The organism is Streptomyces sp. NPDC004788 (assembly GCF_053601115.1).
In genome coordinates, this window is record NZ_JBSGBF010000061.1 from 33,974 (window position 1) to 47,016 (window position 13,043).

Below are 13,043 nucleotides of genomic sequence, written 5' to 3' on the forward strand. Positions count from 1 at the left end.
CCTTCCCCAGGAGGCGACGGGGCCTTCGTCGTGCTCGCGGGCCCGCTGTCAGGCGCGGCGCATGCGGGCCGCGCGCGCGATCGTGACGACGGCCTTCTCCAGGGCGTACTCCGGGTCGTCGCCGCCGCCCTTCACCCCCGCGTCGGCCTCGGCGACCGCGCGCAGGGCGAGGGAGACGCCGTCGGGGGTCCAGCCGCGCATCTGCTGGCGGACGCGGTCGATCTTCCACGGGGGCATGCCGAGCTCGCGGGCGAGGTCGGCCGGGCGGCCGCCGCGGGCGGAGGAGAGCTTGCCGATGGCGCGGACGCCCTGGGCGAGGGCGCTGGTGATCAGGACGGGCGCGACACCGGTCGAAAGGGACCAGCGCAGGGCCTCCAGGGCCTCGGCGGCGCGACCCTCGACGGCGCGGTCCGCGACCGTGAAGGACGACGCCTCGGCGCGGCCCGTGTAGTAGCGCCCGACGACCGCCTCGTCGATGGTGCCGTCGACGTCCGCGGTCAGCTGCGCCACGGCGGAGGCCAGCTCCCGCAGGTCGCTGCCGATGGCGTCGACCAGGGACTGGCACGCCTCGGGCGTGGCGGACCGGCCGAGCGACCGGAACTCCTGCCGGACGAACGTCAGCCGCTCGGCCGGCTTGGTCGTCTTGGGGCAGGCCACCTCGCGCGCGCCCGCCTTGCGGGCCGCGTCGAGGAGTCCCTTGCCCTTGACGCCGCCCGGGTGCAGCAGCACGAGGGTGATCTCCTCGGCCGGCGCGTCGAGATACGTCTTGATCTCCTTGACGGTGTCCGCGGCGAGGTCCTGCGCGTTCCGCACGATCAGGACCTTGCGCTCGGCGAACAGCGAGGGGCTGGTGAGCTCCGCGAGTGCGCCGGGCGGCAGCTGGTCGGCGGTGAGGTCGCGCACGTCCGTGTCGGCGTCGGAGGCCCGGGCGGCCGCCACCACCTCGCGGACCGCGCGGTCGAGCAGCAGGTCCTCCTGGCCCACGGCGAGCGTGACGGGGGCGAGGAGGTCGTCGGGGGAGGACTTCTTGGTGGCCATCGTGCTCAAGGATCCCACGCGCCACCGACACTCCCCCCATCGCCGAGAATGTGCACGTGAACGATGTGAGACACGTACTCGTCCTGCCCGACCGCGACTCCGCCGAAGAGGTCGCCGAGGCACTCCCCGACCGTTTCGGCCTCGCCGAGAACCCCCGCCTCGTCCGCGACGCGCTCGCCGGCGAGGACGACGCCGAGGACGCCCAGTGGCTCGTCGTCGTCGAGGACCCGGAGGGCCTCCTCGACCCGGCGGCCCTGGACGCGCTGGCCGCCGAGTACGAGGGCTGGCGCGAGGAGCCGTAGGCCGGTACGGGCTGATTCAGGCCGGTACAGGCCGGTACAGGCCGGTTCAGGCCTGGGCGGTCTTCGGGACGATCTGGATGTCCAGGTCGATGGTGATGCTGGAGCCGACCGCCGCGATGCCGCGGGCCAGGAGGGTCTGCCAGGTGAGGGTGAAGTCCTCGCGGTGCAGCTCGGTGGTCGCGCGGCAGGCGCCGCGCGTCTCGCCCTGGAGGCCGTTGCCGAGACCCAGGTACTGGGTGTCGAGGGTGACCGTGCGGCTGACGCCGTGCAGGGTGAGCGCCCCGGTGACGGCCCAGCGGCTGCCGCCCTTGTGGACGAAGCGCTCGCTGAAGAACTCCATCGTCGGGTACGCGCCAACGTCGAGGAAGTCGCCGGAGCGCAGGTGGTCGTCGCGCATCTGGACGCCGGTGTCGATGGAGGCCGCGTCGATCACGACGTGCATCGCGGAGTGCTCCATGCGCTCCGCGATCCGGACCGCGCCGGCGAAGCTGTTGAAGCGGCCGTGGATGCGGGCGAGGCCGATGTGCCGCGCGGTGAAGCCGATCTGGGAGTGCATCGGGTCGATCTCCCAGTCGCCGGGCGCGGGCAGCGACTGCTGGGGCGCGACCTGGAGCCGGACGTCGCCGAGACCGGCGTGGCCGCTCTCGTCGACGACGGCGTTGCCGTGGTACGGGGTGTAGCCCTCGGACGTGATCGCGAGCCGGTACTCGCCGGCCGGCACGGTCGCGAGGACGCTGCCGTACGGATCGGTCTCACCGGCCAGGACCTTGCGACCCGCCGCGTCGCTGACCACGAACTCGGCCTGACGGACCGGCTCGCTCACCGGATCGAGGACCCGGCAGCTGAGGACACCCGCCGACGGCGGAACCGTGAGTCCCGCGAGCGGGCCGCCCCGGGAGGCTCCCGAACCACGCTTACCGAAAAGACCGAACACTTCCCGTACCCCCGGACAACCGCTGACGTTTCCGTTTCAACGAAGACGCATTCGATCACTGTTGCCACGTTCGAGGCAAACGGTGGAAGTGTTACCGAGAGTCCGAATTAAAGATTCCGCTCACTCGTGTACGCCGACGGGCGCCCGCTCCGGCAGCTCCCGCAGCCGCGCCAGCGGCGAGGGCAGCACCCAGACGACCGCGAGCAGCGTGCCCACCGTCGCCAGCCACAGCGTGGGCCGCAGCCCGAACGCCGTGCCGAGCAGACCGCCGAGCAGCGCTCCCAGCGGGCGGAAGCCGTGGTTGAGCGTCCGGAAGGCGCCCATCGCGCGGGCGCGTATCTCGTCGGGTATCAGGGCCATCTGGAAGGACCCGACCGCGATGTCGGCCAGCATCACCCCGACGCAGGAGAGGAACTCCGCCGCGAACAGCAGCCCGGCCACCAGCGGCACCGGCCCGCTCGCCGCCGGCACCAGGAGCAGCGGCAGCGCGAAGCCCACGAAACCGGCCACCAGGGACGGGCCGACACCGATCCGCCGGACCACCGCCCCGGCACACGCCGCCCCGATCAGCCCACCCACGGCCCCGGCCGCCAGCACCGCGCCCAGCACCCCCGCGCTCAGCCCGAGTTCGGTCGTCACGTAGAGCACGAAGAGGGTGTGGAACATGAAATTGAAGAACTGCACCGTGCCGGACGCGGCGAACAGCGCCCGCATCGACCGGTCCCGCACGACCCAGCGCAGCCCCTCGGTGAAGTGCCCCTTCTCCACCGGCGCGGGAGGCGGCTCAACCGGTCTGATCCGGGCCAGGAAGCCCGCCGAGACGAGGTACGTCACCGCGTCCGCGAGCAGCGCCAGCGGCGCGGTCAGCACCTGCACGAGCACCCCGCCGATCGCCGGTCCCGCCAGCCACGCCACTGAACGGCTGCCGTTGACCAGCGAGTTCGCCTGCACGTACCGCTCGGCGGGGACGAGCGCCACGAACAGCGTGCTGTTGCACACCTCGAAGAGCACCGTGAGCGCCCCGACCGCGAAGGCCACCACGTACAGCTGGCTCAGCGTCAGCGCGTCGAGCAGGTACGCGACCGGGAGGCTCAGCAGCAGCGCCGCGCGGCCGAGGTCGGCGAGGATCATCGCGCGCCGCCGTCGCGCCTGCCGGTCCGCCCAGGCGCCGAGCGGCAGGTTGAGCAGCAGCGCGGGCAGCAGCTCGGCCGTCTTCAGCCAGCCCATCTCGGCGGCGTCGGCCCCGAGGACGAGGACGGCGGCGAGCGGCAGCGCCATGAGCGAGATCTGATCGCCGGCGAGCGAGACGGTCTGCCCGGTCCAGTACCGCCGGAAGGGCCGCTCGCGCAGCAGCGCGGGTATGCGTTCGGCGATCGCCATGGGTCACTCCTTCTCGTCGTCGGCGATGTGTCCTTCGGCGTCGTTCTCGTTCTCGGTGAGCTCGCGGTCCACGAAGGCGATCCGCAGGACGGCCACGGGCCGCGCGCCCTCGGGGCGCCGGGCCGGATCCGTCTCGCGCTCCTCGTAGGGGCGCAGCAGTTCGTCGATCCGCTGCCCGAGTCCGGCCAGCTCCTCCGGCGTGAGATGGAGCAGCGTGTCGCCGAACTGCTCGGCCTCCCGCCACTCCACAGGCAGCGAGTGGCGCTGCTCCACGGCCTGCACGACCCGGTGGAAGTAGTGCTCGATCACGGCCCCGCTGAGCGCGTCCGCCGCCTGGGCGACCGCCGCGTCCTCGCTGTGGCCCGGCCACTCGGTGTACCGGGCCGTCGCCTGCCAGGGCTTCTCCCGGCCCTTGCCGCCCGGCGCCTGCTCGACCAGCCCGTACTTGGCGAGTATCCGCAGGTGGTACGAGCAGCTGGCCACCGATTCGCCGGTCAGCTCGGCCGCCCTGGTGGCGGTGAACGGCCCACTGCTCCGCAGCAGGCCCACGAGGGTCATCCGGGTCGGATGGGCGTAGGCGCGCAGAGCACGGGGGTCGGTGAGCTGAATGCTGCGAGGCTGCTCCGGCATGATGTAAACGTATCTTTAGAAAGACTCCTTTACAAGCGTTTCTTTAGACGGCGTCGCCGCGAGCCCTTCACCCGCGCCCGTGACCGCGATGGCCCCGTCCCGGTCCGTGCTCAGCACCCGCGCCCCGCCCGCCCGCAGCGCCTCCACCGTCCGCGGGGACGGGTGGCCGTACGGGTTGTCCCGGCCCGCCGAAACGAGCGCCAGCCTCGGCCGCACCGCCCGTATCAGCCCGGGGTCCTGATGGGCCGAACCGTGGTGGGCGACCTTGAGCACGTCCACGGGCGGCAGCGTCGGGTAGGCCCGCAACAGGCGCTGTTGGGCGGTGGGTTCGAGATCACCGAGGAGCAGCAGGGTCACCTCGCCGGCGGCCCTGACGAACAGCGTCACGCTCGCGTCGTTCGCCGCCGACTCGCCCTCCTCGTCCACCCACCGCGCCCCCGGACCGGCCTGGGGCCACAGCACCCGCCAGTCCAGCGGACCGATCCTCCGCCGCTCCCCCGCCGCGGCCCGCACCACCGGCACCCCTGCCACCCGCGCCGTGCGCCGGACGAACGCGGCCTGGGAGGGCGGGTCTTCGAGCCCCGTCGTCTGGATCGCGCCCACCGCCCGGCCGCGCAGCACCCCCGGCAGGCCGGCCACATGGTCGGCGTGGAAGTGGGTGAGCACCAGGAGCGGGATCCGGCGCACCCCGAGCTCCCTGAGACACCGGTCGACCAGCGCCGGATCCGGCCCGGCGTCCACCACGACGGCGGCGTCCCCGCCGGCCGCGAGCACGGTCGCGTCGCCCTGTCCGACCTGGCACATCGCGAACACCCAGCCCGGCGGCGGCCAGCCGGTGACCAGCCGCACCAGCGGCGGCGGCCGGACGACCGCCAGGAGCAGCAGCGCGGCACACCCCGCGCCCAGCCACCGCCGGTACGGCAGCCCCCGTACGGCGAGCACCACGAGCCCGGTGAGCAGCGCGAGCAGCAGGCCGCCCCACCAGCCGTCCGGCCAGGCCGTCTCCGCGCCCGGCAGGCCCGCGCCCGTGCGGGCCACCGTCGCGATCCATCCGGCGGGCCAGGCCGCGATCCGCGCCACCGCCTCGGCGGCCCCCGGCCACAGCGGCGCCAGACCGAGGACGGCGAAGCCGAGGACCGTGGCCGGGGCCACCGCGGGCTCCGCGAGCAGATTGGCGGGGACCGCGACCAGACTCATCCGGGCCGCGAAGACCACCACGACCGGCGCGCACACCGCCTGCGCCGCGAGCGCCGCCCCCAGCGCCTCGGCGATCCTTCCCGGCACCCCGCGCCGCCGCAGCGCCTCGCTCCAGCGCGGGGCGACCGTGAGCAGGGCGCCGGTGGCGAGGACCGAGAGCAGGAAGCCGTAACTCCGCGCCAGCCAGGGGTCGTAGAGCACCAGGCCGAGCGCCACGGCGGCGAGCGCCGGGATCAGCGAGCGGCGCCGGCCGGTCGCGAGCGCGAGCAGGGTGACGAGCCCGCACGCCGCCGCGCGCAGCACGCTCGGGTCGGGGCGGCACACCACGACGAACGCGAGCGTCACCCCGCCCCCGGCGAGCGCCGTGACCCGCAGCGACATGCCGATCCTCGGAGCGAGCCCGCCCCGCTCGGCGCGCTGCGCGGTGCCGGGCCGGCCGATGAGGAGCAGCAGCACGATCGTGAGGTTCGAACCCGAGACGGCGAGGAGATGGGTGAGGTCCGTCGCCTCGAACGCCTCCTTCAGCTCGGGCTCGATCCGCGAGGTGTCGCCCACCACCAGGCCCGGAAGCAGCGCCCGCGCGTCCGGTGCGAGGCCCTCCGTCGCCCGGCGCAGCCCGGCGCGCAGCTCCCCGGCCGTGCGCTGGAGCGCGCTGGGCGGCCCGGTGATCCGTGGCGGCCCGTCGCCGTCGGCCCGCAGCACGGCGGCGAAGGGGTCCCCGTCCCGTGCCGGGGCGAGCCGCCCGGTCACCGCGATGCGGGTCGAGGGCAGCAGCGTCTGCCAGTCCCGCCGCCCCTCCCCCGGCCCGTCCCGCGCGGGGACGAGCAGCATGACCGGCGCCCGCGTCCGGTGCACCGCGCGGTCGCGGTCCTCGACCCGGGTCACCTCGCCCTCGACGACCACCAGCACCGGAGTCGCCCGGCTGCCGCGCACCCGTGGCCGGGTGAGCCGGGGGTCGGCGGTGACCGTCAGGTCGACCGCCACCCGGCCGCCCTCGCGGGCGAGTCCGGGCACCGGGCCGCGCCGCAGGTCCGCCGCGTGCAGGGCGCCGGACGCGGCGCCGGCGGCCGCGCACAGCAGCACTCCGGCGCAGGCCGTCGCCCGCAGTCCGCCCCGTGCCGCCGGCAGCAGGAGCAGCGCGGCCCCGCCCAGGCAGAGCAGCACACCCCCGACCGTCCACCAGCCGGCGACGCCCACCGCGAGCGCCGCCCCGCCCCACGCGGCGAGGGCCGGCGGGACGAGCCGCAGATCGGCCGGCCCGTCGTCCCACGGCGCCGCCGGGCGGCCGTCCCCGCTCATGGCCTGACCAGCGGCGCGAGATCCGCGAACCGGCGCTCGCCGATCCCGTTGACGTCGCGCAGCTCGGCGACCGAACGGAAACCCCCGTGCTCCGTTCGGTGCTCGACGATGTGGCGGGCGAGGACCGGCCCGACCCCGGGCAGCGCGTCGAGCTGCTCCACGGTCGCGGTGCTGAGGCTCAGCGGACCGGTCGGCCCTGGAGGCGCCAGGACTCCTCCGGGGCCGGTGCCGCCTCCGCCCGCCGGAGCGGCCCCGGCCGGCAGCCCGACCACGACCTGCTCGCCGTCCGTCAGGACCCGGGCCCGGTTGAGGCCCGTCATGTCCGTGCCCGGCCGGACGCCGCCCGCCGCGCGCAGCGCGTCGGTGACGCGGGACCCGGCCGGCAGGGTGAACACCCCGGGCCTGCGCACCTTGCCGCCGACGTCCACCACGACCTCCGCGCTCGCGGCGGCGGCAGCGGTCGGCGACGGAGCCGCGGACTCCGGCGGCGCGGGAGCCGCCTCGGGCAGCGGCCGCGCCGCCACGACCACCTCCGGCGCCCTGACCTGCTGCGGCCGCCCGGTCCAGAAGTAGATCCCCGCTCCTCCGGCGGCCACCACCAGGACCACCGCGAGGGCGGCCAGCGAGCGCCGTTCCAGCCCGCACCGGGACTGCACCCACAGCGGCATCCGCTCGCGCAGCGCGAGTCGTAACCGCTCCCGGGCCCGGATCCCCGGCGGGTCCGGTGGTGCCGACGCGTCCGGTGGGTCCGCAGACGGCAAAGGTGGAGGCAGGGGCGAAAGCAGGGGCGAAGGCAGAGGCCGGGCAGGTGCAGAGGCGGGTGCGGGTGTGGGTGCGGGCCCAGGTCCAGGCGCGGGTGCGGGCCCGGGTCCAGGCCCGGGTGCGGGAGCACGCCCAGGTGCGAGTCCAGGCGCGGGTACGGGTGAAGGTGCGGGCGGGGCCACGTGGGGCTCCGGCGGGGCCGCCGTCGCCGGGAACAGCGCCTCGCCCCGGCGCCGTACCGCCTCCGAGACCGCGCCCGCCGCGTGCCTGCCGGGTCGTGCCGCCCTCGTGCGCCGCCTGGCGCGGCCGTCCGAACCGGGCGCCCGCCCGGGTCCGCTCGTAGCCGCGCCGCGTCGTGATCCGATGTCTGTGCGAAGAGTCATGGACCCGACGGTAGGGACCGGAAGGGGGCCGCGCCGGGGCGCCTCAACTTCTGTGGACAACCGCCCGGTTGTGGATAACTCCGTCACCCTGCCGGGGGGTTTGGACGCCCTCGGCGGGCCGTCAGCGCGGCGAGACGACGACCGCGAGCAGCCCCGGCCCGGTGTGCGCTCCGATGACCGCGCCGACTTCGGTGACCTGGAGGTCCTCGATGGCCGGCAGGCGTTCGTGCAGCCGCTCGGCCAGGGTGGCGGCCCGTTCGGGCGCGGCGAGGTGGTGCACGGCCACGTCGACGGGCCCGCTTCCGGCCCGGTCGACGGCGATCTCCTCCAGGCGGGCGATGGCCCTGGAAGCCGTGCGCACCTTCTCGCGCAGCTCGATCCGCCCGCCCTCGAGTTCCAGGAGCGGTTTCACGGCCAGCGCGGAGCCGAGGAGCGCCTGGGCGGCGCCGATGCGCCCGCCACGGCGCAGATAGTCGAGGGTGTCGACGTAGAAGTAGGCGGAGGTGCTCTCGGCCCGCTTCTCGGCGGCCGCGACGGCCTCGTCGAGCGAGCCGCCCGCCTCCACGACCTCCGCCGCCGCCAGGGCGCAGAAGCCGAGGGCCATCCCGACCATCCGGGTGTCGACGACCCGTACGGGCACGGGGGCGTCCTTGGCGGCGAGCACGGCCGCGTCGTACGTGCCGGAGAACTCGCCGGACAGATGGAGCGAGACGATGCCGTCGGCGCCCGCCTCGGCGGCGCGGCGGTAGGCCGCCGCGAAGACCTCGGGGGCGGGCCGCGAGGTGGTCACCGCGCGCCGCTTCTGCAGGGCCTCCGCGAGCGAGCGGGCCGAGATCTCTGTGCCCTCCTCCAGCGCACGGTCGCCGATGACGACGGTGAGCGGAACGGCGGTGATGGCGTGCCGCTCCATTGCCTGGGGTGGCAGGTAGGCCGTGGAATCGGTGACGATCGCGACATGCCGGGACATGAGCGGGAGGTTACCCGCCGGGGACGCCCCCCGGCAGCCCGGCCCCGCCCTCGGGCCCCCCGGTCACGAACCCGGCGGCACCGAAGCAGGCCCTCGGGGCCCTCAGCCGGTGGTCTTCTCGGGCCGGGCCGACTTCTCCCACGGGTAGGCCGCGGCGCGCGGGGCGGGCCCGTTGATGGCCTGCGCCTGCCCGGCCGTCCCCGCCGCCGGAGCAGCCGCATCCGCATCCGTGCCTGCATCCGTTCCCTGGCCGTCGCGCGCGCCCTCGCCGGTCGTGTCCGCGGCGGTCCAGTGCCGCAGCGCGCCCGCCTCCATGTCGATCTGGGCGCTCAGCGAGTCCAGGTCGTCGGCGGCGAACTTGCGGGCCCGGTCCCGGGCGGCGAAGCGCAGGGCGTCGGCGGAGTGGGTGATCTGCTCGGTGCGCCGGCGGAGGTCCGGCAGCTGGGTCGCCGTGTGCCCCCGGTCCGGCTCGCGCTCCAGTCGCTTGAGGTCCTCGTCCAGCTCGCGCCCATGGGCCGTGAGCCGGTGGAAGAGGTCCAGGGACTCCTTGAGGGATTCATCCTGGGCGACGCCCGCGTGCAGGGCGTCCTGCGTGGCGCGCATCGAGGTGCGCAGCGCCAGCCGCAGCTGGGCCAGCTCGCCGGCGACCCCGGCCTGGCCGAAGCTCTTGGCCCGCAGCGTGGTGTCCTCGACGGTGCGCCGGGCGTGGTCGATGGTGCGGTCGACGCCGCGCTTGGCCGCCTTGGCGACCTTCACCGTGGCATAGACCCCGAGCGCCACGAGAGCGACGAAGAGCAACGCCATGATCGTGATCGCGGCTTCCATGTGCTTCGCCCCTCCGGCCTCGGCTGTGGTGCTTCCCTCGGTTGTGGTTCTTCCACCGTAAACGGAAGGGGCAGGCCGGCGGTTCCAGTGGAACCCCCAACCTGCCCCTACCTGTCCCCTAGGGGACCTGCCTCACGGGCGGCCCGGCATCAGCCGGCGACGATGTTGACCAGCTTCGGCGCGCGGACGATCACCTTGCGGATCTCCGCGCCGCCCAGCGCGGCGACCACGGCCGGGTCGGCCAGGGCCAGCGCCTCCAGGTCGGCGTCGCTGATCGACGGGGAGACCTCCAGGCGGGCCTTGACCTTGCCCTTGATCTGGACGACGCAGGTCACGGTCTCGTCCACGACGTAGGCCGGGTCGGCGACCGGGAAGTCCTGGTGGACGACCGAGTCGGTGTGGCCCAGGCGGCGCCACAGCTCCTCGGCGATGTGCGGGGCCAGCGGGGCGATCAGCAGCACCAGCTGCTCGGCGACCGGCCGGGGCAGCGCGCCGCCGGACTTGGTCAGGTGGTTGTTCAGCTCGGTGATCTTGGCGATGGCGGTGTTGAAGCGCATCGCGACCATGTCCTGCGAGACCCCGTCGATGGCCTTGTGCAGGGCGCGCAGGGTCTCCTCGTCGGCCGGCTCGTCGACGACGGTGACCTCGCCGGTCGTCTCGTCGACGATATTGCGCCACAGGCGCTGCAGCAGCCGGTACTGGCCGACCACCGCACGCGTGTCCCAGGGGCGGGAGACGTCCAGCGGGCCCATGGCCATCTCGTACAGGCGCAGGGTGTCGGCACCGTACTCGGAGCAGATCTCGTCCGGGGTGACGGCGTTCTTCAGGGACTTGCCCATCTTGCCGAGGACGCGGCTGACCTTCTCGCCCTGGTAGTAGAACGCGCCGTCGCGCTCCTCGACCTCGGCGGCCGGGACGGCGATGCCGCGGGCGTCGCGGTAGACGAACGCCTGGATCATGCCCTGGTTGTAGAGCTTGTGGAACGGCTCGGCCGAGGAGACGTGGCCCAGGTCGAACAGGATCTTGGACCAGAAGCGCGCGTACAGCAGGTGCAGCACGGCGTGCTCGGCGCCGCCGACGTACAGGTCGACACCGCCGGTGGGCATGCCCTCGCGCGGCCCCATCCAGTACTGCTCGATGGCCGGGTCGACCAGCTTCTCGCTGTTGTGCGGGTCCAGGTAGCGCAGCTCGTACCAGCAGGAACCGGCCCAGTTGGGCATGGTGTTGGTCTCGCGGCGGTACTTCTTCGGGCCGTCGCCCAGATCCAGGGTGACGTTGACCCAGTCCTCGTTGCGGGACAGCGGGGTCTCCGGCTGGGTGTCCGCGTCGTCCGGGTCGAAGGTGCGCGGCGAGTAGTCCTCGACCTCCGGCAGCTCCAGCGGCAGCATCGACTCGGGCAGCGAGTGGGCGACGCCGTCCTCGTCGTAGACGATCGGGAAGGGCTCGCCCCAGTAGCGCTGGCGGCTGAACAGCCAGTCGCGCAGGCGGAAGTTGACGGTGCCCTCGCCGATGCCGCGGTCGGCCAGCCAGGCGGTGATCTTCGCCTTGGCGTCGACGACGCCCAGGCCGTCGAGCGTCACGTCCTCGTTGGAGGAGTTGATCAGCTTCGCCTCGTAGGAGGCGAAGGCGTCGTCCCACGTCGACGGGTCGGTGCCGCGGTCGTCGCTCGGCTCGACGACGCAGCGCATCGGCAGCTCGAAGGCGCGCGCGAAGGCGAAGTCGCGGGCGTCGTGCGCCGGGACGGCCATGATCGCGCCGGTGCCGTAGCCCATCAGGACGTAGTCGGCGATGAAGACCGGGACCTGCTCGCCGCTGACGGGGTTGGTCGCGTAGGCGCCGGTGAAGACGCCGGTCTTCTCCTTGGCCTCGGCCTGCCGCTCGACGTCGGACTTGGACGCGGCCTGCTTGCGGTAGGCGTCGACGGCCTCGGCCGGGGTGGCGTGTCCGCCGGTCCACACCTCGTGGGTGCCCTCGGGCCAGGCGGCCGGGACGATCTTCTCGACCAGGTCGTGCTCGGGGGCGAGCACCATGTAGGTGGCGCCGAACAGGGTGTCCTGGCGGGTGGTGAAGACGGTGATGGCGCCGGTGTCGCCGACCTGGAAGTCGACGCGGGCGCCCTCGGAGCGGCCGATCCAGTTGCGCTGCTGCAGCTTGATGGCCTCGGGCCAGTCCAGCGCGTCCAGGTCGTCGAGCAGGCGGTCCGCGTAGGCGGTGATGCGCATGTTCCACTGACGCAGCTTGGCCTTGAAGACGGGGAAGTTGCCGCGCTCGGAGCGGCCGTCGGCGGTGACCTCCTCGTTGGCCAGCACGGTGCCCAGGCCGGGGCACCAGTTGACCGGCGCGTCGGAGGCGTACGCCAGGCGGTACTCGCCCAGGACCTCGGCGCGCTCGACGGCGCTCAGGGCGCTCCAGTCACGGCCTCCGGGGACCTCACGGGTGCCGTTCTCGAACCGCTCGACCAGCTCGGCGATCGGACGGGCCTGCTTGGCCTCGTCGTCGTACCAGGAGTTGAAGATCTGCAGGAAGATCCACTGGGTCCACTTGTAGTACTCCGGGTCGATCGTGGCGAACGACCGGCGCTTGTCGTGGCCCAGGCCCAGCCTGCGCAGCTGGGCCTTCATGTTCTCCATGTTGGCCTCGGTGGACACCCGCGGGTGGGTGCCGGTCTGCACGGCGTACTGCTCGGCAGGCAGGCCGAAGGCGTCGAAGCCCAGGGTGTGCAGGACGTTGTGCCCGGTCATGCGCGCGTGGCGGGCGAAGACGTCGGTGGCGATGTAGCCCAGGGGGTGGCCGACGTGCAGGCCCGCGCCCGACGGGTACGGGAACATGTCCATGATGAACTTCTTGGGGCGGGCCGCGACGGCCGCGTCCCCGGCGAGGTCGCCGGTGGGGTTGGGGGCCTCGTAGGTGCCCTCGGCGTCCCAGGCGTCCTGCCAGCGTGCCTCGATGTCGGCGGCCATGGTCGCCGTGTAGCGATGCGGGGCCGCCGTCTCGGCAGCCGTGTTGATCTCGGTCATGATCCTTGAAGCTCCATCGATCGTCTCTGCCCACTGCCAGCACTGCCACGAAATGAAAAATCCCCTCGCACAGGAGGGGACGCCGCGCCGATGCCGACCGGATGTTCATCCGTCGGGACTGATCAGCGCGGCCCGCTAAGCAGAAGGCGTACGGCACGCATGGCGTCAGGGTACCGCAGGGCCCGATCGGGCCGCATCGGCGTTCCGGAGGCCGAGCACCGAAGAACACGCGGAGAACACACGAAGAAGCGGGGCCACCCAATAGGGTGGGCCGCGTCCCGTTTGTGGTGGGAAAGATTAATTAAAGAC

The 13,043-nt window shown here is 73.7% G+C and carries 10 protein-coding genes; 1 reads left to right on the top strand and 9 read right to left on the bottom strand.

All coding sequences use genetic code 11. From position 1 onward, the window contains the following. Positions 1 to 48: 48 nt before the first annotated feature. On the bottom strand, positions 49 to 1,038 hold the full coding sequence (holA, locus tag ACWEJX_RS24595) for a DNA polymerase III subunit delta (RefSeq protein WP_451609565.1): 990 nt from the start codon (positions 1,036 to 1,038) through the stop codon (positions 49 to 51). A gap of 56 nt (positions 1,039 to 1,094) precedes the next feature. Between holA and ACWEJX_RS24600 the strand changes: the two genes are divergently transcribed. Further along, positions 1,095 to 1,340, top strand: coding sequence for a hypothetical protein (locus ACWEJX_RS24600; protein WP_451609566.1), 246 nt, complete (start codon positions 1,095 to 1,097; stop codon positions 1,338 to 1,340). A 46-nt stretch (positions 1,341 to 1,386) separates the two neighbouring features. Here the strand turns inward: ACWEJX_RS24600 and ACWEJX_RS24605 are convergent, their stop codons facing one another. The 8 genes from ACWEJX_RS24605 to leuS all read right to left on the bottom strand — a co-directional run bounded on the left by ACWEJX_RS24605 (position 1,387) and on the right by leuS (position 12,734). Next, positions 1,387 to 2,274, bottom strand: coding sequence for a YceI family protein (locus ACWEJX_RS24605; protein ID WP_451609567.1), 888 nt, complete (start codon positions 2,272 to 2,274; stop codon positions 1,387 to 1,389). Between the two features lie 120 nt (positions 2,275 to 2,394). Further along, entirely contained in the window at positions 2,395 to 3,654 is a 1,260-nt protein-coding gene (locus ACWEJX_RS24610; protein WP_451609568.1) for an MFS transporter, read from the bottom strand. A gap of 3 nt (positions 3,655 to 3,657) precedes the next feature. Next, positions 3,658 to 4,284 (bottom strand): winged helix-turn-helix domain-containing protein, encoded by a 627-nt coding sequence (locus ACWEJX_RS24615; RefSeq protein WP_451609569.1) that lies wholly within the window; start codon positions 4,282 to 4,284, stop codon positions 3,658 to 3,660. A gap of 15 nt (positions 4,285 to 4,299) precedes the next feature. Further along, positions 4,300 to 6,780: a ComEC/Rec2 family competence protein gene (locus ACWEJX_RS24620; RefSeq protein ID WP_451609570.1), complete on the bottom strand. Its 2,481-nt coding sequence runs from the start codon at positions 6,778 to 6,780 to the stop codon at positions 4,300 to 4,302. Then, the gene (locus ACWEJX_RS24625) at positions 6,777 to 7,436 is read right to left on the bottom strand and encodes a helix-hairpin-helix domain-containing protein (protein WP_451609571.1); all 660 of its coding nucleotides are present in this window, start codon (positions 7,434 to 7,436) and stop codon (positions 6,777 to 6,779) included. Before ACWEJX_RS24625 ends, ACWEJX_RS24620 begins: the two co-directional genes overlap by 4 nt. 610 nt (positions 7,437 to 8,046) lie before the next feature. Then, complete coding sequence (locus ACWEJX_RS24630; protein WP_451609572.1) at positions 8,047 to 8,892, bottom strand: DegV family protein; 846 nt, start codon at positions 8,890 to 8,892, stop codon at positions 8,047 to 8,049. Positions 8,893 to 8,994: 102 nt separating this feature from the next. Further along, entirely contained in the window at positions 8,995 to 9,717 is a 723-nt protein-coding gene (locus ACWEJX_RS24635) for a hypothetical protein (RefSeq protein WP_451609573.1), read from the bottom strand. Between the two features lie 149 nt (positions 9,718 to 9,866). Then, the gene (gene leuS / locus ACWEJX_RS24640) at positions 9,867 to 12,734 is read right to left on the bottom strand and encodes a leucine--tRNA ligase (protein WP_451609574.1); all 2,868 of its coding nucleotides are present in this window, start codon (positions 12,732 to 12,734) and stop codon (positions 9,867 to 9,869) included. Between the last annotated feature and the right edge of the window lie 309 nt (positions 12,735 to 13,043).

Excerpts from the sequence above, each read along its gene's own strand:
- holA (WP_451609565.1), bottom strand. The coding sequence starts at position 1,038 with ATGGCCACCAAGAAGTCCTCCCCCGACGACCTCCTCGCCCCCGTCACG.
- ACWEJX_RS24610 (WP_451609568.1), bottom strand. The coding sequence starts at position 3,654 with ATGGCGATCGCCGAACGCATACCCGCGCTGCTGCGCGAGCGGCCCTTC.
- ACWEJX_RS24615 (WP_451609569.1), bottom strand. The coding sequence starts at position 4,284 with ATGCCGGAGCAGCCTCGCAGCATTCAGCTCACCGACCCCCGTGCTCTG.
- ACWEJX_RS24620 (WP_451609570.1), bottom strand. The coding sequence starts at position 6,780 with ATGAGCGGGGACGGCCGCCCGGCGGCGCCGTGGGACGACGGGCCGGCC.
- ACWEJX_RS24630 (WP_451609572.1), bottom strand. The coding sequence starts at position 8,892 with ATGTCCCGGCATGTCGCGATCGTCACCGATTCCACGGCCTACCTGCCA.
- ACWEJX_RS24635 (WP_451609573.1), bottom strand. The coding sequence starts at position 9,717 with ATGGAAGCCGCGATCACGATCATGGCGTTGCTCTTCGTCGCTCTCGTG.
- leuS (WP_451609574.1), bottom strand. The coding sequence starts at position 12,734 with ATGACCGAGATCAACACGGCTGCCGAGACGGCGGCCCCGCATCGCTAC.